Below are 17,682 nucleotides of genomic sequence, written 5' to 3'. Positions count from 1 at the left end.
GCGACCCGGCCGTCAGCCGCAGGCGGTGATCCGGTACAGGGCCGCGGTTCCGTGCCGGGCCAGCAGGTCGAACCCCTCGGCGGTGTCGACGTCGTAGAGTCCCGGCCGGAAGTCCGCCAGCGTGCGCGCCCCGTAGGGGACCGACGCGTCCTCGTAGAAGTAGCCGATGCCCTCCGCGTCCAGCACGTCGCACACCTCCGGGTCCGTGTGGATGTCCCGGAAGCTCTGCATGAGGAAGTCCTCGGCGTCGCTCGGCACCGAGTCGCCCAGCGCCGGCACGGCCACCTGGCGGCCCGCCAGGGCCGGGATGAAGCCCGCCCCGTTCATCGGGTCCCCGAGCACGAGAGCGTCCGCGGGCAGGACGGCGTCGAGCCCCCGGACGAACTCCAGCTCGGGCTCGTCCGCCCAGGCGGGATGGATCATCTGCTCCGGGTCGTAGGCACGGGCGGTCCACAGCACCCGGTCGTCGTGACGGAAACCGCCCGACGTCACGAAGGCGACCAGCAGCAGGACCAGCACCACCGCCGCCACGGCGACCTGCGTGGCACGGTCCTTCGCCACGTCAGCCGGCGTGTCGCGGTCGTCCGTCGCGGCGCCGTCGGCGGCCCGCGGCACGACCCTTCGGAAGACCCTCACGGCCACCGATCCCGCCGCGGCGAGGCCGACCGCGCCGACCACGGCCGACATCGTCACGAGGAGGGAGTCGACGCGGTCCGGAGACTTGTACCAGAAGCCCGCCAGCACCCGGAGCCGTCCCTCGGGGCCAGCGGTCACGACGTACGCGGCCAGAGCGAGAAGCCAGGAGGCGGCGAGCCAGCGCGTCCGACCTCGCGCGGCGGCCGCGACGACACCGACGACGACGAGGACGGCCACCACCACGTTCACCCACGGGGACGCCTCACCGGTGCGCTCGGACAGCAGCCCCTCGACGAGCGCCGTCACCCTGCTCTGCTCCGGGCTGGCGAAGTTCGCCATCGCCTGCAGCCGCGGGACGGTGTAGACGGCGACCACGAAGGCAAGACCGAGCACCCATGGAGCCGCGACGACCGCAGTCCCGAGCACGGCTCTGCGGCCGCGCACCAGGCGGGCGCCGTGCCGCCAGCACTCCTGGACGAGCACGGGCGAGAGGAGGAGTGCCAGCGCGGCCGCACCTGAGGGATGCGCAAGAACCACGCCGGCGAAGGCCAGGGCAGCTGCGAGGACCCCGCGCACGCGGCCCTCCCGGAGGCGTTGCACCACCGCCATGGCCAGCGCGAGCGCACCCGGTGTCAGCGCCACCGCGAACCCGAACGGATACATCCCCTTGAAGACCGCGGCGACGGTCGGGAAGGTGAGGAACGAGCACGCGACGACGGGGGCGGCCGCCGCGACGAGCGGGCGCCCCGGCACCGCCACCGCCCCGAGCACCGAGATCCCGAGCAGCCAGGCCAGCACGATCGCGACGTAGACCGCGGCGTTGGTCGCCACCTCGATCGGCGCCACCGCGGAGACCAGCGCGACGACCGCGTGCCAGGCACTCGGGTAGAACCCCGTCCCGCCGTCCCCGTACATCCCGGCCAGTCCACCGAACGGCGAGGCGTTGCCGGTACGGCCGACCAGCTCCGCACCGTTGAGGTGGAACAGCGAGTCGTGCATCTGCGGCACGGCGCCCACGCCGCCCGTGCCCCGGCCGTACGCGACCATCTGAAGCAGGACCGCGGCCACGAGGCCCGCCACGGTGACGGCCCGCCAGCGCCCGTCCATCGCCGGCGGGCGGACCGAGCCGGCGGCGAGCCGCCCGGCGAGGCCGACGACGACGCAGGTCAGCATCAGCCACAGGCCGGCCGACCACCATCGCCACGGGACGCCGAGCTGGTCCAGCACCACCGTGCCCGCGCCGACAGCGGCGACGCTGACGGCCGGGGCGGCCCCGGCGGCGAGGAAGCCACGTACGCCGAGCAGACGCAGGCAGACCGCGCCCGGGAGGAACAGCAGCAGCGTGAGGACCGCCACGGAGGCGACGCCGTCGAACATCGTCATGCGGCGCGGTGCGTCGTCCCGCGCGTCTCCCACCATGCGCGTACGCGAAGTCCTGCCGAGATGGCCCCCCGCAGCGGAGCGAGGTACCAGGCGGCGTACCGCCGGTGCAGGTACTGCTCCGCGCTACGGTGGTGCGCACGGATCATCGAGGAGGGCCGTTCCCGCCAGCTCGCTCCCTGGTCGTGGACGACCACCGCGGACGGCACGTAGATGTTGTGCCAGCCCGCCCGGCCGAGCCGCTCGCCCAGGTCGAGGTCCTCGAAGAACATGAAGTAGCTCTCGTCGAAGCCACCAGCCGGAGCCAGCGCGGCGCGCCGCAGCAGCAGGCAGGCGCCGGAGAGCCAGCCCACGGTGTGCTCCGCCGGCTCGACGAACTCGTGCTCGCGCCGGTAGGCACGCGTCCACGGGTTGTCCGCCCACAAACGTGACAGGAGCGCATGGCCGGCGCCCTGCCGCAGCGACGGCACCGCACGGGCCGACGGGTAGACCGTGCCGTCGGTGTTCAGGATCTGCGGTCCGAGGGCGCCCGCGGCGGGAAGCCTCTCCCCCGCCTCCACGAGCGCGTCGAGCGAGCCGCGACGCCAGATCACGTCCGGGTTGGCGACGACCACCCACGGCTCGGTGCCCCCGCGGGCACCGAGGTTGGCGGCTGCGCCGTACCCGAGGTTGGCGCCCGGCCGCAGGACCTCGGCACCGTACCGGGCCGCGACGTCGTCGACGACCTCGTGCTCCGCTCCGTTGTCGACGAGCACGAACGTGTAGGGGGACGCGGTCGCCTCGGTCAACGAGCGCGCGAACTGCTCGAGCTCGGGTCCGGGGTTGAACGTCACGCTCACTACCCGTACGCGGGGCACGCCGACACCCTCCCCGTCTCGAACCATCCGCCCAGGCTAGTACGTCGTGCGAACCCGCCCGCCCGCGGCGTCAGGACGTGCCGCACGACGTGATCCTCCACACTGCCGCGGTTCCTCCGGCGTCGACCGGCTCGAACTCCGCCGTGTCGACGCCGTACATGCCCGGGTTGGTCCGGGCGAGGTCCCACCCGTAGATGGTGATCGGCTCGTCGAGGTAGACGTGCGTGATACCCGCCCGGTCGATCGCGGCGCACACCTCCGGGTCCGCCCCGATGTCGCGGAAGTGCTGGAGAAGGTACTGGGCGTCGGCCGACCGGGCGCTGCCGCCGGAGACGTGCGGCGGCACGGCCCTGCGGCCGGTGACCGCCGGCACGAACACCGCTCCGTTGAACGGGTCGCCCAGGACCACCGCATCCACCGGCAGCTCGTCCGCGAGCCTCCAGAGCATGGCGACCTCCTCGTCCGACGCGTAGGCGCCGCGGGCCATCGCGTCCGGGACGAAGTAGGGAGCGACCCAGAACTGCGACTTCTCCTCGGCACGGAAGTTCCCGGAGAGCAGGAAGCAGCCGGCCGCGAGCACGAGGGCCAGCCCGGCGGCCCCGGCGGGCCGCCACCGTCCCGGAGCGGTCCGCGCACGTCTCGATCGCTCGCGTACCGGCACGAGCCGGACGAGCGTGCTCCCGACGGCACACACACCGGCCGCCGCGAGTGGTGCCCACAGGGTGTCGGCGACCGCCTGGATGCGCGAGCCTTCGTTGTACCAGAACGCGCTGAGCAGCTTCCAGGGCCCCGGGGGCAGGTAAGCCACCACGTACACGGCAAGAAAGAGCGCCCACGCGAGAGCCAGCCAGCGACTGCTGCGGCGTGCGAGCGCCACGACCAGGCCGATGCCGCCGGCGATCGCCAGCGGCAGGTTCATCATGGGCTCGGCGGGTCCGAACGAGTCGAGGAGCAGGGCGTTGCGCACGCTGTCGACGGCGGGCGTGACGTCGCGCTCGAAGGCCATCATCGAGCGGATCTGCTCGGAGCCGAGCACGGTATGCACGCCCAGCGCCACCACGGCGACGAAGCCGGCGGCGAGGATCGCGGCTGCCACGCCCCGGCCACCGCGCGCCAGGCTGCGGACGCCGCTGACCACCTGGAGCAGCACCAGCGGCGCGAGTGCGATGGCGGCGGCCACCAGGGCCGACGAGTGGACCACGAACAATCCGAGGGCGGCGAGGGCCGGCAGCAACAGGCGGAGCACGAACCCGAGGAGGCTCTCTCCCCCACCGCTCCGCCGTCGGAGCACGAGGTGCGCGACGAGCGCGAGCACGCCGGGAACCATGGCGACACCCAGGGTCAACGGGTACTGCGACATCCGGATCATGACCGCCGGGTAGGCCGTCGAGGCCCCGGCCACGAGCGGGGCGAGCACCGCGACCGCCGGCCACCGGGGGGAAGCAGACCCGGGCGAGCGCGGCCACACCGAGCAGCCAGGTGCCCAGCGCGACGAAGAGCATGACGTTCGCGAGCATCACCGCCGGCCCGGGGAGCAGACCGGCGACGGCGTGCCAGAGGGACGGGTAGAACACGTTCTGCGCCGCGCCGTAGAGAGGGTCGAGACCTCCGAAGGGAGAGGCGTCGCCGAAGTCTCTGACGACCTCGATGGCGCTGTAGTGGAACGGCGCGTCCCACGCCTGCAGCAGTGCCCCGGGCTGGAACATCCCCCGCTTGAGCGGCAGCGACTGCACCAGGAACCCTGCCGCCACCGCCGCCGCGACGGCCGCCGCCCACCATCGGCTGCGCGCACGTGCCGGCGGCTCCGCCCCGTCCGGGGCCGCCGCGGGCCGGACCTTCCGCCCCAGGCAGGAGGCCCGCGACGACGAGAGCGGCCAGCACGAGGCCGACCGAGGCTCGCGACCACGGCACTCCCGCCGCAGACAGGCCGATCGCCAGAGCGCCGAGCGCGCCGAGGGTCACCGCGGGCGCGGCGGCGACAGCGACGAGACCGCGGGCAGAGACTGCCCGGAGCACGAGGGTTCCGGGGACGTACAGCAACGCGGCGGCGGCCAGCGCCACCGGCAGCGCCTGCGACCAGGTCATCAGCCCGCCGACGTCGGACGCACCGATCTCATTCGCCGCCGCCGATCACCAGGCGCGGGGTGCCGTTCCAGGCCGCGGGGTCGGTGACGCGGCGGCCGTCGAAGAGCAGCCGCACGCCGGGCAGGTCGGCCGGGGCCAGGTCCGCGTACTCGGGGTGGTCGGCCTGCACGATGGCCAGGTCGACGTCCTCACCGAGGTGGTAGGGGTCCCACCCGAAGCCGGTCAGCTCCTCGTCGGTGTACATCGGGTCGTGCACCGCCACGACCGCCCCCCTGGCGCGCAGGGCGTCGACGGTGGCGAAGACCCCGGAGAACGCGGTCTCCTTGACCCTCCCCCGGTAGGAGGCCCCGAGCACCACGGCGCGCAGCCCGGCCAGGTCCCCGAGGACCTCCGCCGCCCGCGCCACCACGTGCTCGGGCATGGCCGCGTTGGACTGCCGCGCGGTGCGCACGATGGTCGCGTCGGGGTCGGTGGACAGGTACAGGCGCGGATAGACCGGGATGCAGTGCCCGCCCACCGCGATGCCGGGGCGGTGGATGTGGGAGTACGGCTGGGAGTTGCAGGCCTCGATGACCTTGTACACGTCGATGCCGGCCTTGTCCGCGAACAGCGCGAACTGGTTCGCCAGGCCGATGTTGACGTCCCGGTAGGTGGTCTCGGCGAGCTTGGCCATCTCCGCCGCCTCGGCGGTTCCCATGTCCCACACCCCGTTCGGACGGGCGAGGTCCGGGCGCTCGTCGAAGGACAGCACCGCCTCGTAGAACTCCACCGCCCGCCTGGTCCCCTCCGGCGAGAGGCCGCCGACGAGCTTGGGGTAGCGGCGCAGGTCGGCGAAGACCCGCCCGGTCAGCACCCGCTCCGGGGAGAACACCAGGTGGAAGTCCTCACCCTCGCTCAGGCCGGAGAGCTCCTCGATCAGCGGCTTCCACCGGTGACGGGTGGTCCCGACCGGCAGCGTGGTTTCGTAGGAGATCAGCGTCCCGGGCGTGAGGTGCTCGGCCAGCGACCGCGTCGCGGCGTCCATCCACGCGAAGTCCGGCGCCCACGTCTCGTCGTCCACGAACAGCGGCACCACCACGACCACCGCGTCCGCCCCCGGGATCGCGTCGGCATACTCGGTCGTCGCCCGCAGCCGCCCGGCCGGGACCAGCTCGGAGAGCTTCTCCTGCAGGTGCGCCTCCCCCGGGAACGGCTCCGTCCCCGCGTTGACGAGATCGACCACCGATCGCTGCACGTCCACCCCGACCACCTCGTGGCCGGCGTCGGCGAACTGCACGGCAAGCGGAAGACCGATCTTTCCCAGGGCGACTACCGCAATACGCATGCTTCTCCTCAATATCTGGCGGACAACCCGGCCACGATATCGCCCGACCCGCCGCCGGGCCGAAAAGAGGGTCGACGGCGGGGCTCAGGACCTCGGGTCGGCGCCGTCGCGGCACGCGTCGACACGCCAGACGGTCAGATCACCGGAGCGGGCGAGCAGCGTGAAGCCCTTGGAGGTGTCGACACCGTACAGACCTGGTCGCGGAGCGCTGCGCGTGCTGCCGTCGAAGTACGGTCCGTCAGGAACCTGCACGAAATGCGTCACGCCGAGGCGGTTCACCGCCTGGCACACCGCCGGGTCCTCGTGCAGGCGGTTGAACTCGTTGAGCAGCAGCCGGTAGTCGCCCGTGAAGGTGCCCCGGAGCACGTAGTGCGGATACAGCAGCTCGACCCCGAAGAAGGCGGGCAGATGTATCGCCGGGGTCCACGGGTCAGCGATCACCACCGCGTCGTGCGGAAGCGCCGCGCCCCACTGCCGCATCGCCGCAAGGCTCGGGCCGACCTGATGGGTGAACGCGATGTCGGCCCGTCGCTGGTCCCCCACGGAAGCCCCCCCGAGCTCGACCAGCCCGCGACCACGACAGCCAGCGACAGGACAGCCGCGACCGGTACGGTCCACTTCTTTCCGCGTCCGACAGCTCGCAGGACCATGCTCACGCTGATGCCCGCGAGCAGCGCCGCGAACACGTCGACAAGAGCCTGGATGCGGCGCGCTTCGCCGTACCAGGGACCCACCAGACCGTGCATCGGCGCGTGGGGGCCGCCGTACGCGATCACGAAGAGCACGAGGAACACGACCCACGACATCGTCAGCCATCTCGTGGGTCGCCAGAGCACGCCGGCCAACGCACCCGCCACTACCGCGATCACCACGACGCGAGTCTCGGCAGTCACGGACTCGGCGCCTGTGACGCTTGTCAGACCCAGCCGCAGCCCCTCTCGCATGCTTCGGTCCGGCCTCGGGTACTCCGCCATCCCCCCGGACCTTGTCCCCGCCGAGCGCAAGGAGGAAGACGACCGCCGCCATGGACGCCACGGCGAGTCCGCGCCCCGCGGCTCGACGGTCGCCCTGACGCCACGACCGGCGGGCCCACACCGCGCCGAAACCGATCACCAGCGGCGTGCCGATGAAGAGGACGACGAATCCCATGGTCATGTGGGCGAAGCAAAGGCCTGCTACCGCAGCAACGCTGCCGGCCGTGAGACCGACGACCTGGGCGGCGCTGGCGGTCCCTGTCCGAACCGCCCGGCTGAGCACTGCACCCTGCTGGGCGACGAGCAGAAGGGCTCCCGGCAGGAGGGCGATCCCCAGGAGGTACGGATACTGGCCGAACCGCACAAGAACCGGGGGAAAGAGAACGAAGCCGGCGGCGAAGAGCGGCGTCGTCGCGGCCGCCACCCACGACCCACGGGTGCACCAGCTCGCCAGGCCGGCCAGTCCCGTCACATAGACCAGCGACACCACGAGCACCATCAGGTTGAAGTTCGGCACGACCTCGGCGCCGGCGAGCGCCGTCACTGCGTGGAACAGCGTGGGATACAGCGGTCGTCCTCCGGTGCCGTACATCGAGGCAAGTCCACCCACGGGCGACGCGTCGCCCTCCCTCACGACCGTCGCGACAGCATTGAGGTGGAAGACGCCGTCCCAACCCTGCGTCGGGGTGTCCGGGAAGCCGATCCCCTCTGTGACGGGCCTGACGAGCAGCCACCACGCCGCAAGAACTGCAGCACCCACGACTGCCGAGGACCATCGTGGCGCGGTGTCGGCGATGGCCGGCAGTCCCTTTCCGCGCCGCTCCGCGAGCAGACCTAGAGCGGCAAGCAGGATCAGGGCGGGGAAGACTGTGTACCAAGCCCAGCGGACGCCGACCGCCGAGTAGAGGACCGAGCCGGCGCCCAGGAGGGCCGCCGAGACGGCCGGTGCGGAAGCAACGGCCGGCAACCCCCGGGCGCCGAGAACTCGAACCCACGGCCAGCCCGGGACAAACAGGACAGCGACCAGCAAGGCCGCGGTCGGCCACATCGACCACCAGGTCATGGCGTACTGCCCCGTCTCACTCTCCGGTTGCTGACGCTCCCGGGCGATTCGGCCGCGGGAGTCGGCGAACAGTGTCCCATTGCTGCGGGCACCACTCGGAACCGCGGCGTCCCCATGGTCGGCGCCGCGTGAGAGGATCGCCCGGTGTCCACGGCCGTCGAGTCCCGGGCCCGGTGCTGCCGTGCCTCGAACCGCCCTGCTGGCGTCCGCCCGGTGTCACATGCCCTTCACGGAACGTCGGCGTCGAGTCCCGCATGACTCGCACCACACCCACGCTCGTCCGCGACTCCTTCTTCAGCAGCATCGGCGTCCTGGTCCAGGGTGGCGCGCGTTTTGCCTTCAACGTCGTGGTCGGTCGCGTCGCGGGCCCCGCGGTGCTCTCGTCGGTCAGTGCCGGCGTGGCGCTCGCCACCTTGGTCAGTCTGCTGACTCCTTCGGCCGCGGGCCAGGCCGCATCGAGGTACCTGGCCATGGAGATGGGCGCAGGACGGCAGGAGATGGTGGGAGGGATCGTCCGCCACATAGGCGGACGCGTTGCGCTCGCCCTTGCGGTCCTCGCTCCCGCCGCGGCCGTCATAGCGGTACCGGCGTTCGACGTCGGATGGTGGGACGCGCTGTGGATCTGCCTGCTCTCGTTGGCGTTCTCCGCCTACAACCTCGTACGGGGCATGCAGTTCGGTCTCGGCAAGGTTCTCGCCGCGACCCGGTGGGAGATCCTCAGCGCGCTGGTCACCTTCGGGTCCCTGGCGGCGGTCGTGCTGGCGGACCAGCCGGCCCACTTCCTCGCGCCCCTGACGATCGGCTACAGCGTCTACGCGGTGGCCGGATGGCCACGCAGAAGTTCCGCCGACAGGCCGGCACGGATCCCCGCGGCGATGAGGCGGGAGATCGACGCCTTCATCGCCTGGGCGGTCGTCGGCACTGTCATGTCCTCGGGTCTGCTGCAGTTCTCCATGCTGCTCGCGAAGGGCGCCGAGACCGCGCATGCCGCCGGGCTCTATGCCGCCGCAGTCTCCCTCGCCACCCCCGCGACCATGGCCGCGCGCGCGTTCTCCATGGCGCTCATGCCGGCCATGGCCCGAGCGACCGGTCGCGGCGACACCGAGGGGCGCCGTCGCCACACCGACCTCGGAACCCGCTCCCTCGTCGCCACGATGGTCGGCCTGTTCGGAGCTCTGGCCATCCTGTCGGACCACATCCTCGTCCTGTTCTACGGTGCGGAGTTTCGCGAGGGCGCCACGTCGTTGCGCATCCTGGTCGTGGCAGTGATGTTCGGCACCCTCTCGATCGCCGCCGTGAACGATCTGACGACCAAGAGCCGTCACGGCATCCGGACGAGCGCGTTGCTCAACGCGTGCGGTTTCGTGACCGGCGCGGTCGGGATGCTGCTCCTCATACCTCGGTTCGGGATCGTCGGAGTCGCGGTGGGGTGCCTGGCGGGCTCGGTGATGACGGCCGCCCTCCCGCTGCTCCTGGTCTGGCGGACCGAGAGGCAGCAGTGGACCGGGCTGGCGGTCCTGACCGTCTCTGGAGTCGCCCTGATCGCGGTGTGCGCCACCGTCTCGGCGCAGCTCGAGAGCCTCGGCTGGTCGGTGTGCCTCGCCATGGTGTTCCTCGCCGCGTGGGCGGCTCTCGACTGGCGGGACTGGAAGCCACTTCTGACGGCGCTGCTCCCGACGCGATAGCGGTGCGCACAGGGCGAGCCGGGGGGCAAGCTACCGTGAGGCTGTGCTCAGCAAACCGCGCGTCCTCGTCGTCTCGTTCTCCCCCATCGCGCGCGACTCACGCGTCCTTCGGCAGATCTCCGTCGTGGCCCGCCACGCCCGCGTGACCACCATCGGGTACGGCGACCGGCCGGAAGGTGCGGACGAGCACCTGCGCGTTCCCGACTCGGCCCCGTCCCTGCCACAGACCCCGTCCGGCGTCGCCCGGCTGGCGGCCCGGCGGTACCGGTCCGCCGAGCTCGCCGCCCCGGCCGCGGCCGCGGCGCTCCGTCTGCTGCACGGGCGCTCCTTCGACCTCGTCGTCGCCAACGACGCCAGGGCGCTGCCGGTAGCCCATCGCGCGGCCGCCGGCTCACCGGTCTGGGCGGACCTGCACGAATGGGCGCCCGAGGAGCGCAGCCACGTCACGTCGTGGCGCCTGCTCGTGGGCCCGTTCATGGACCACCTCTGCCGTGTCTATCTTCCTCGTAGCGCGGCGGTGACCACCGTAGGCGGCAGCATCGCCGACCTGTACGCGCAGCGGTACGGAGTCCGTCCCCAGGTCATGCGCAACGCGGCTCCCTTCGCGGACCTCTCGCCGACGCCGGTCGACGGAAGTGCGATCCGCCTCGTGCACTCGGGAGGGGCGGTCCCGGGAAGGCACCTCGAGACGATCATCGACGCCGCGATCGCTCTGGGGCCGGAATACAGCCTCGACCTGTTCCTCGTACCGGCCAACGACGGCGGCAAGTACTTGGCCAAGCTGACCGAGCGCGCGTCGGGGCATGAGCGCGTCCGGATCAATCCCCCCGGTGACCCCGGATGTCCTTCCCCACACCCTCAACAGGTTCGACCTGGGCGTGTACTGGATGCCGCCGGTCAACACCAACGCCCGGCTGGCGCTGCCGAACAAGTTCTTCGACTTCATCCAGGCACGGCTCGCCATCGCTGTCGGGCCGACGCTGGAGATGCAGCGCGTCGTCGAGCAGTACGGTCTCGGCCGGGTGAGCGACGGCTTCGACGTCGAGGCCTGCGTCCGTTCCGTGCGGGCGATGTCCCGCGAGGACATCGCCCGTTTCAAGAAGGCTTCGCACGAGGCGGCCCGGGATCTCAGCTTCGAGACGGACGCCGCGATCGGGTCGGCGATCGTCGAGAACTCGCTGCGTCGGTAGAGTTCGTCCACGTGAAGATCCTCAGCGTGGTCGGCGCCCGACCGCAGTTCGTCAAGCTCGCCCCGATCGCCCACGAGCTGAACCGGCGGAGCCTGGACCACACGATCGTTCACACGGGGCAGCACTACGACCCCATGCTCTCCGAGGTGTTCTTCGAGGACCTCGAGATCCCGGCCCCCCGACGTGCATCTCGGCGTGGGAAGCGCACCCCACGGTCAGCAGACCGGGGGCGATGCTCGCAGCGCTCGAGCGCACGTTCGCCGACGAGCGCCCCGACTGGGTCCTCGTCTACGGCGACACCAACTCCACCCTCGCCGCCGCACTTGCCGCGGTGAAGATGCACCTGCCGGTGGCGCATCTCGAAGCGGGACTCCGGTCCTTCAACCGAGCCATGCCGGAGGAGCACAACCGCGTGCTGACCGACCACGCCGCGGACCTCCTCCTCGCTCCGACGGACGTGGCGGTGGGTCACCTCACGAACGAGGGGCTCGCCTCGCGCACCGTCATGGTCGGAGACGTGATGACCGACGTTCTTCTCAACGTGCGCGCCAGTGCGGGGAACGGTCTTCCTGAGGAGCTCTCCCAGGAGAACGTCGAAGCGGGCGAGTTCTACCTCGCCACCATCCACCGCGCGGAGAACACCGATGATCCGGAGCGCCTTCGCTCGGTGATCCGCTCCCTCGGCTCCCTCGACCGCCCTGTCGTCCTGCTCGCGCACCCTCGGCTGGTGGCCAAGGTGAAGGACGCGGGTGTGAGCCTCGACCACGGTTCGCTGCGCGCGCGGCAGCCGCTCCCCTACCCGCAGCTCGTCGCCGCGGCGGCGAACGCCCGGGGGGTGGATCACGGACTCGGGCGGGCTCCAGAAGGAGGCCTTCCTGCTCCGCGTCCCCTGCACCACCATCCGCCCGGAGACCGAGTGGACCGAGACGGTCGATCTGGGATGGAACGTCCTGGTGGAGCCAGGTGACGCGCTCCGTACCGCGGCGAGCCGGCCACGCCCAGCAGAGACGGACGCGACGCCCTACGGCGACGGCCACGCCGCCGCCCGCACCGCGGACACGCTGCTCAGCTGGGCGCGGTGACCACCGAGATCACCTCCTGAGCCGCCGCACGGCCCGACCTCTCGCTCGACACGTGTGACCTGGCCCAGCCGGCGAGCCGGGCAGCGTCGAGATGCCCGCCCGTCCCGGACAGGAACGACAGCATCGCTCCTGCGATCTCCTCGGCGTCGTACCCGACGGCCCGGCCCAGCCGGTGCTCCTCGATATCGTCCGGCGCCGCGCCGCCCGGGCCGGCGTAGAGCACCGGCGTGCCGCTCGCGAGAGCGGCGTAGATCTTGGTGGGGTAGGCGAAGTCGTACCCCTGGTCCGGTTTGATGCTGACCAGCGACGCCACCGCGCCGCGCTGCCACTGCGCCGCCACCTCCGGCGGGACGGTGGGGACCATCTCGACCGCCCCCTCGGGCAGCGAACGGGCCCGACGGCTGATCTCCTCCCACGCGCTGCCCTGGCCGACGTAGACGACCCGGGCACCGGGAACCTGCCGGTGGACGATTGCCAGGCGTCGATGAACACCTCCGCGCCCTGCCACTCGGACATGGTTCCCGAGTACAGGAAGAAGGGCCCCCGCCCGCGTTCGGGCCCGTCCGGGGAGAAGGTGCGCGTGTCGATGCCGTTGCGGACCACGACGGCGTGGTGGATCCCCAGCTGCTCGAGCCGCTCGGCGACCGGCTGCGAGACGGCGATGACCCGCGCCGCCCCGCGCATCACCCAGCGTTCGACCACCCCGAGGGCGCTGACCACCGGCGCAGGCGCACCGGTGGACGCGGCGGCGTCCGCCCAGATGTCGGCCGCGTAGTAGACGTACGGGACTCTGCGCAGGATCGAGGTGAGCCGGACCACGGCCCCCGTGGTCGGCGGCGGCTCGGAGACCACCGCATCCGCCCGGCGCCTGGCCAGCAGCCGGACCACCAGCGGAACGTCGAAGCTGAGGTACTGCAGGTACCCGCGGACGTAGCCGGAGCGGTCTCTCAGCACCGGCCACCGCCGCACGGCCGGGCCTTCACCGTCGCCGTCGTCCCCGCAGGCGCCACGGTAACGAGTGGTGAGGACCTCGACCTCCGCGCCCTCTGCCCGGAGCCCGTCCGCGAGGGCGCGGAGGCGGAAGGACGCGGCCGCCGGCTCCGGGTGGTAGATCCGCGTCGCGATGACCACACGAAGCGGGCGACCGCCGTCGTTCTTCTTCGTCACCGCGGGAAGCCTTCGTCGGCCGAGCTCGCCCAGCGCCTTGCTGAACCTGCCCCGTGAGCCCCGGCGAGGCGACCCCACCCTCACCCCAGACCGACCAGTTCGCTGCTCGCCCGGTTGCCCGCCGAGCCGAGGATTGCTTCGACGACGGTGAGGGTGTGGACGCCCTCGGCCATGGACACCGCGGTGGTGGCCGGGGTGGCGGTGCCGTGGACCGTGTCGCGGAAGTTCTCCTGCTCCACGCGCAGGGGTTCGCGCTTGTCGATGGCGTAGCGGACGGCGTCGCCCTCGGACACCCCGCGGAACGTCGCGACGGCGTCCCACCGGGTGGCCACGGTGCCGTTGGCGTAGAAGGTCAGGTCCCCGGCGATGGTGTCGGCGACCAGGGCGCCCTTCTCGCCGGTGACGACGGTCTGGCGCTCCTTGCGCGGGGAGAGCCAGTTGACCATGTGGTTGACGATGATCCCGTTGGCCAGGCGGCCCACGGCGATGACCATGTCCTCGTGCTCGCGTCCGGAGCGGTGGGTCACCTGCGCCGAGACGGTCTCGTACGGGGACTGGGCCAGCCACGCGGTCAGGTCCACGTCGTGGGTGGCGAGGTCCTTGACCACCCCGACGTCGGAGATACGGCCCGGGAAGGGACCCTGGCGCGAGGTCGCGATCTGGTAGACCTCGCCGAGCTGGCCGTCCGCGATCCTCCTGCGCATCTCCAGCAGGGCCGGGTTGCACCGCTCGACGTACCCCACCGCTCCGACCAGGCCCGCCTCGTCGAACGCGTCGGCGACGCGCCGGCCGGCCTCGGCAGTGTGCGCGATGGGCTTCTCCACCATCGTGTGCACCCCCGCCGCGGCCAGCGCCAGGGCGACGTCCTCGTGGTAGATCGTCGGGACCGCGACCATGGCCGCGTCGATCCCTGCGCCGATCAGGGCCTGGACGTCGGGCAGCACCGGCAGGTCGCCGGCCACGCCGAACTTGTCCCCACCCGGGTCCGCGACCGCGACGAGCTCCAGGCCCGGGGTCTCGCGGATCACCCGGGCGTGGTGGCGGCCCATCGACCCCAGCCCGATCAGCCCCATCCGCAGCACCGGCGGCTCCCCCTCACCGGCGGCCGCGGCGGCGTCCGTGGTCCGCGTGTTCTGCTGGGTCATGGGTCAGGCTCCTGCCTTCACGACGACGGTGTTCACGGCGGTGACGATCCGCTCCAGGTGCTCGGCGGTCAGGGACGGGTGGACGGGCAGGGAGACGACCTCCGCCGCGGCCCTCTCCGTCTCCGGCAGCTCCAGGCCCGGCGCGTAGCCCTTGAGGGACTCGAGCCGGTGGTTCGGGATCGGGTAGTACACCCCCGACCCGACCTGGTGCTCCTCGCGCAGCGCGGTCACCACCCGGTCGCGCTCCGCGCCCGAGGCGCCGGGGATGCGGATCGTGTACTGGTGGTACACGTGCACCGCCCCCTGCGCCACCGGCGGGGTCGTCACCCCCTGCAGGTTCGCGTCCAGGAAGGCGGCGTTGTCCTGGCGGGTCCGCGTCCAGGCGTCGACCTTGCCCAGCTGGACCCGGCCGATCGCCGCGTGGATGTCCGTCATCCGGTTGTTCAGCCCCACCAGCTCGTTGGCGTACTGACGCTCCATGCCCTGGTTGCGCAGCAGCCGCACCCGGCGGGCGACCTCGCCGGTGGCGCAGGAGACCATCCCGCCCTCCCCCGAGGTCATGTTCTTGGTCGGGTACAGCGAGAACATCCCGAAGGTCCCGAATGTCCCGACCTTCCGCCCGCCCAGCGAGGCGCCGTGGGCCTGGGCGGCGTCCTCGAACACCATGAGCCCGAACTCGTCCGCGATCTGCTGCAGGGCATCCATGTTCGCCGGGTGCCCGTACAGGTGCACCGGCATGATCGCCCGCGTCCGCTCCGTCACCGCCGCCCGCACCGCGGCCGGGTCCAGGCAGAAGAAGTCCGGCTCGATGTCCGCGAACACCGGCGTCGCCCCGGTCAGCGCCACCGAGTTCCCGGTCGCGGCGAAGGTGAACGAGGGCACGATGACCTCGTCGCCCGGGCCGATCCCGGCCGCCAGCAGCCCCAGGTGCAGACCCGAGGTCCCCGAGTTCACCGCCACGCACTCCCGGCCCTGCACCAGGTGCTGCGCGAACTCGGCCTCGAACGCCGCCACCTCCGGGCCCTGCGCCACCATCCCCGAGGCGAGCACCCGGTCCACCGCGACCCGCTCGTCCTCGCCGATGATCGGCCTCGCCGCAGGAATCATCTCCAGGCTCATCAGGCCCCCCGTACCTCTCTGATCGTGTCCTCGAACTCCTCGTACACGACGCCCGTCCGAGGGCACCGCCACACCTCATCCTCGCGCACGAGCGGCACCCCGGCAGAACCGACCCAGCCGATCCGCCGGGCGGGCACGCCCGCCACCAGGGCGTGCGCGGGCACGTCCTTGGTCACGACCGCCCCGGCCGCGACCGTGGCCCACGCGCCGATCCGCACCGGCGCGATGCACACCGCCCGGGCGCCGATCGACGCGCCCTCCTCGATCGTGACCCCCACCGGCTCCCAGTCGTGCGCGGACTTCAGCGACCCGTCGGGGTTCACCGCCCGCGGGAACGTGTCGTTGGTCAGCACCACCGCCGGGCCGACGAAGACCCCGTCACCCAGCACCGCCGGCTCGTACACCAGGGCGTAGTTCTGCACCTTGCAGTTCCGCCCCATCCGCACGCCGGTGCCGATGTAGGCTCCACGGCCCACGACGCACCCCTCCCCCAGCACCGCACCCTCGCGAACCTGCGCCAGGTGCCACACGGAGGACCCCTCACCGATCACCGCGTCGGGTGACACGTCCGCACTGTCAACGATGCGTGGCACCATCGAGCCCTCCTGTCCTCGGGCCGCGTCGGGTGCTGCGGCCGGTCGGGGGAACGGTATCCCAGCGTGCACAGAGCCTCTCGGGACGATCGGCTCGGAAGACCCGGCGAGCCAGAGATGCGAACGGCCGAGCCGTGTGGCCGGAGCGAGCTCATCTCCTGAGAGAATGGCGCCCATGTCAACCGAGTCCCCCGTGACGGATGCGTGGCTCGTCATCCCTCTCTACAACGAGGCCGCGGTGATCGGAGACGTGGTCACCGGCGCCCGCAAGCGTTTCCCGAACGTCGTCTGCGTCGACGACGGCTCGGCCGACGCCTCGGCGGCAGTTGCCGAGCGGGCGGGCGCCATGGTCGTCCGCCATCCCTTCAACCTCGGACAGGGCGCTGCCCTGCAGACGGGGATGCGGTACGTCCTCGAACAGACGGACGCCAACTTCATCGTCACCTTCGACGCCGACGGTCAGCACCAGGTGGACGACGCCGAGGCGATGGTCTCGCTCGCCAGGCGCGACGACCTGGCCATCGTCTTCGGCTCGCGGTTCCTCGACGAGCGCACCCGTCCGGGCTGGGCGAAGCGCCTCGTACTGCGCACCGCGGTCTGGGTCACCAATCAGTCCACGGGACTGCGGCTGACCGACGCCCACAACGGGCTCCGGGTCATCCGACGGGACGCGGCCTCCTCGCTCGACCTCAGGCAGAACCGGATGGCGCACGCCACGGAGATCGTGCTCAACCTGGGTCGGACCCGGCTGCCGTGGGCGGAGTATCCCGTGCACGTGCTCTACACGGACTACTCCAGGGGCAAGGGCCAGTCGTTGCTGAACTCGGTCAACATCCTTGTCGACCTGGTGTTCAACTAGTTGGGGGCGCTCGTGCTGATCCAGATCATCCTCCTGGTGGCCATCGCCATCATCACCGTGCTGCTGACACGGTCGACGGCGGGAGCGCGCCATCAGGCGGTCCGCCGGCTGCTGCTCGCCGGCTTCGTCGTCCTCGCGGTGCTGTCGGTCCTCTTCCCGAGCTGGCTCACCGTGCTGGCACGTTTCCTCGGTGTCGGCCGCGGTGCGGATCTCCTGCTCTACGCGCTGGTGATCGCCTTCCTCAGCTCCCTGGCCACCACCTACAGGACGACCAGTCTCCTCAACCGCCGCATCACCGTCCTCGCTCGCAAGGTCGCCCTCGCGGAGGCGGCCCTGTCGGCCCAGGAGGCCCGGTCGGAGCTCCAGGAACAGCTCACGGTGGAGCGGCCCCAGGAGAAGTCGTTCCAGGTCGCTCCGACGAGCGACGGTCCCGACGTCAGGAAGCCGCCAACCAGGGAGCAGGCTGTGCCGTCGGACACGCCCGCCTCGGACGAGACTTTGCGCTGAAAGCGGGGAGCCGTCA

17 protein-coding genes and 5 pseudogenes are annotated in these 17,682 nt (G+C 71.7%); 7 read left to right on the top strand and 15 right to left on the bottom strand.

Going from position 1 to position 17,682, the window contains the following annotated elements; all coding sequences use genetic code 11:
- Window positions 1–12: 12 nt before the first annotated feature.
- The 9 genes and pseudogenes from DA06_RS01025 to DA06_RS00985 all read right to left on the bottom strand — a co-directional run.
- Entirely contained in the window at window positions 13–2,019 is a 2,007-nt protein-coding gene (locus DA06_RS01025; protein ID WP_418606713.1) for a DUF6541 family protein, read from the bottom strand.
- Window positions 2,016–2,900, bottom strand: a complete 885-nt coding sequence (locus DA06_RS01020; protein ID WP_052436201.1) for a glycosyltransferase family 2 protein — start codon at window positions 2,898–2,900, stop codon at window positions 2,016–2,018. Before DA06_RS01020 ends, DA06_RS01025 begins: the two co-directional genes overlap by 4 nt.
- Before the next feature lie 43 nt (window positions 2,901–2,943).
- The gene (locus DA06_RS01015) at window positions 2,944–4,341 is read right to left on the bottom strand and encodes a DUF6541 family protein (RefSeq protein WP_418606712.1); all 1,398 of its coding nucleotides are present in this window, start codon (window positions 4,339–4,341) and stop codon (window positions 2,944–2,946) included.
- Window positions 4,328–4,720 (bottom strand): annotated as a pseudogene (locus DA06_RS01010) (DUF6541 family protein); the annotation flags it as partial. The pseudogene DA06_RS01010 and the gene DA06_RS01015, both read right to left, overlap by 14 nt.
- A gap of 13 nt (window positions 4,721–4,733) precedes the next feature.
- Window positions 4,734–4,958, bottom strand: a pseudogene (locus DA06_RS01005) (DUF6541 family protein); the annotation flags it as partial.
- 28 nt (window positions 4,959–4,986) lie between these two features.
- Entirely contained in the window at window positions 4,987–6,282 is a 1,296-nt protein-coding gene (locus DA06_RS01000; protein WP_043496700.1) for a nucleotide sugar dehydrogenase, read from the bottom strand.
- An 84-nt stretch (window positions 6,283–6,366) separates the two neighbouring features.
- Window positions 6,367–6,723, bottom strand: coding sequence for a DUF6541 family protein (locus DA06_RS00995; RefSeq protein WP_418608305.1), 357 nt, complete (start codon window positions 6,721–6,723; stop codon window positions 6,367–6,369).
- Window positions 6,720–7,256, bottom strand: a complete 537-nt coding sequence (locus DA06_RS00990; protein WP_043496697.1) for a DUF6541 family protein — start codon at window positions 7,254–7,256, stop codon at window positions 6,720–6,722. The genes DA06_RS00995 and DA06_RS00990 overlap by 4 nt, the downstream gene beginning before the upstream one ends.
- A 40-nt stretch (window positions 7,257–7,296) precedes the next feature.
- A pseudogene (locus DA06_RS00985) lies at window positions 7,297–8,304 on the bottom strand (DUF6541 family protein); the annotation flags it as partial.
- Window positions 8,305–8,573: 269 nt separating this feature from the next.
- Here DA06_RS00985 and DA06_RS00980 point away from each other — a divergent pair.
- Window positions 8,574–10,004, top strand: a complete 1,431-nt coding sequence (locus DA06_RS00980) for a lipopolysaccharide biosynthesis protein (protein WP_043496696.1) — start codon at window positions 8,574–8,576, stop codon at window positions 10,002–10,004.
- A gap of 97 nt (window positions 10,005–10,101) precedes the next feature.
- Here DA06_RS00980 and DA06_RS00975 read toward each other — a convergent pair whose 3' ends face one another.
- Window positions 10,102–10,323, bottom strand: a complete 222-nt coding sequence (locus DA06_RS00975) for a hypothetical protein (RefSeq protein ID WP_418608481.1) — start codon at window positions 10,321–10,323, stop codon at window positions 10,102–10,104.
- Here DA06_RS00975 and DA06_RS00970 point away from each other — a divergent pair.
- From DA06_RS00970 to DA06_RS00955, 4 genes and pseudogenes are all read left to right on the top strand, one after another.
- Window positions 10,222–10,524 (top strand): annotated as a pseudogene (locus DA06_RS00970) (hypothetical protein); the annotation flags it as partial. The gene DA06_RS00975 and the pseudogene DA06_RS00970 sit on opposite strands and share 102 nt — an antisense overlap.
- A 310-nt stretch (window positions 10,525–10,834) precedes the next feature.
- Window positions 10,835–11,194 (top strand): hypothetical protein, encoded by a 360-nt coding sequence (locus DA06_RS00965; RefSeq protein WP_418608479.1) that lies wholly within the window; start codon window positions 10,835–10,837, stop codon window positions 11,192–11,194.
- A 232-nt stretch (window positions 11,195–11,426) separates the two neighbouring features.
- Entirely contained in the window at window positions 11,427–12,161 is a 735-nt protein-coding gene (locus tag DA06_RS00960; RefSeq protein ID WP_418606711.1) for a UDP-N-acetyl glucosamine 2-epimerase, read from the top strand.
- On the top strand, window positions 12,070–12,276 hold the full coding sequence (locus tag DA06_RS00955; RefSeq protein ID WP_418608303.1) for a UDP-N-acetylglucosamine 2-epimerase: 207 nt from the start codon (window positions 12,070–12,072) through the stop codon (window positions 12,274–12,276). Before DA06_RS00960 ends, DA06_RS00955 begins: the two co-directional genes overlap by 92 nt.
- Here DA06_RS00955 and DA06_RS00950 read toward each other — a convergent pair.
- The 5 genes and pseudogenes from DA06_RS00950 to DA06_RS00930 all read right to left on the bottom strand — a co-directional run bounded on the left by DA06_RS00950 (window position 12,260) and on the right by DA06_RS00930 (window position 16,303).
- A complete protein-coding gene (locus tag DA06_RS00950) occupies window positions 12,260–12,784 on the bottom strand; it encodes a glycosyltransferase (RefSeq protein ID WP_418606710.1) in 525 nt (174 codons plus the stop codon). The genes DA06_RS00955 and DA06_RS00950 overlap by 17 nt on opposite strands.
- A gap of 131 nt (window positions 12,785–12,915) precedes the next feature.
- Window positions 12,916–13,407: pseudogene (locus tag DA06_RS00945) on the bottom strand (glycosyltransferase); the annotation flags it as partial.
- 116 nt (window positions 13,408–13,523) lie between these two features.
- The gene (locus DA06_RS00940; RefSeq protein WP_418608302.1) at window positions 13,524–14,516 is read right to left on the bottom strand and encodes a Gfo/Idh/MocA family protein; all 993 of its coding nucleotides are present in this window, start codon (window positions 14,514–14,516) and stop codon (window positions 13,524–13,526) included.
- Window positions 14,517–14,591: 75 nt separating this feature from the next.
- A complete protein-coding gene (locus DA06_RS00935) occupies window positions 14,592–15,707 on the bottom strand; it encodes a DegT/DnrJ/EryC1/StrS family aminotransferase (RefSeq protein ID WP_043496694.1) in 1,116 nt (371 codons plus the stop codon).
- Window positions 15,707–16,303, bottom strand: coding sequence for an acyltransferase (locus DA06_RS00930; protein ID WP_043496692.1), 597 nt, complete (start codon window positions 16,301–16,303; stop codon window positions 15,707–15,709). Before DA06_RS00930 ends, DA06_RS00935 begins: the two co-directional genes overlap by 1 nt.
- Before the next feature lie 172 nt (window positions 16,304–16,475).
- On the opposite strand from DA06_RS00930, the gene DA06_RS00925 reads away from it, so the two are divergent.
- Both DA06_RS00925 and DA06_RS00920 read left to right on the top strand, forming a co-directional pair.
- Window positions 16,476–17,159 (top strand): glycosyltransferase family 2 protein, encoded by a 684-nt coding sequence (locus DA06_RS00925; protein ID WP_418606709.1) that lies wholly within the window; start codon window positions 16,476–16,478, stop codon window positions 17,157–17,159.
- Between the two features lie 12 nt (window positions 17,160–17,171).
- The gene (locus tag DA06_RS00920) at window positions 17,172–17,666 is read left to right on the top strand and encodes a DUF2304 domain-containing protein (RefSeq protein WP_418606708.1); all 495 of its coding nucleotides are present in this window, start codon (window positions 17,172–17,174) and stop codon (window positions 17,664–17,666) included.
- Window positions 17,667–17,682 lie beyond the last annotated feature (16 nt).

Source organism: Georgenia sp. SUBG003, assembly GCF_000715355.2.
GTDB lineage: Bacteria > Actinomycetota > Actinomycetes > Actinomycetales > Actinomycetaceae > Georgenia.
This window is presented reverse-complemented; position numbering and strand designations above follow the sequence as displayed.

What these genes read in the sequence shown, in the direction of transcription:
- DA06_RS00935 (WP_043496694.1), bottom strand. Translation starts at nt 15,707, where the DNA reads ATGAGCCTGGAGATGATTCCTGCGGCGAGGCCGATCATCGGCGAGGAC.
- DA06_RS00940 (WP_418608302.1), bottom strand. Translation starts at nt 14,516, where the DNA reads ATGGGGCTGATCGGGCTGGGGTCGATGGGCCGCCACCACGCCCGGGTG.
- DA06_RS00980 (WP_043496696.1), top strand. Translation starts at nt 8,574, where the DNA reads ATGACTCGCACCACACCCACGCTCGTCCGCGACTCCTTCTTCAGCAGC.
- DA06_RS01025 (WP_418606713.1), bottom strand. Translation starts at nt 2,019, where the DNA reads ATGACGATGTTCGACGGCGTCGCCTCCGTGGCGGTCCTCACGCTGCTG.
- DA06_RS00925 (WP_418606709.1), top strand. Translation starts at nt 16,476, where the DNA reads ATGTCAACCGAGTCCCCCGTGACGGATGCGTGGCTCGTCATCCCTCTC.
- DA06_RS00930 (WP_043496692.1), bottom strand. Translation starts at nt 16,303, where the DNA reads ATGGTGCCACGCATCGTTGACAGTGCGGACGTGTCACCCGACGCGGTG.
- DA06_RS00960 (WP_418606711.1), top strand. Translation starts at nt 11,427, where the DNA reads ATGCTCGCAGCGCTCGAGCGCACGTTCGCCGACGAGCGCCCCGACTGG.
- DA06_RS00990 (WP_043496697.1), bottom strand. Translation starts at nt 7,256, where the DNA reads ATGGCGGAGTACCCGAGGCCGGACCGAAGCATGCGAGAGGGGCTGCGG.
- DA06_RS01020 (WP_052436201.1), bottom strand. Translation starts at nt 2,900, where the DNA reads ATGGTTCGAGACGGGGAGGGTGTCGGCGTGCCCCGCGTACGGGTAGTG.
- DA06_RS01000 (WP_043496700.1), bottom strand. Translation starts at nt 6,282, where the DNA reads ATGCGTATTGCGGTAGTCGCCCTGGGAAAGATCGGTCTTCCGCTTGCC.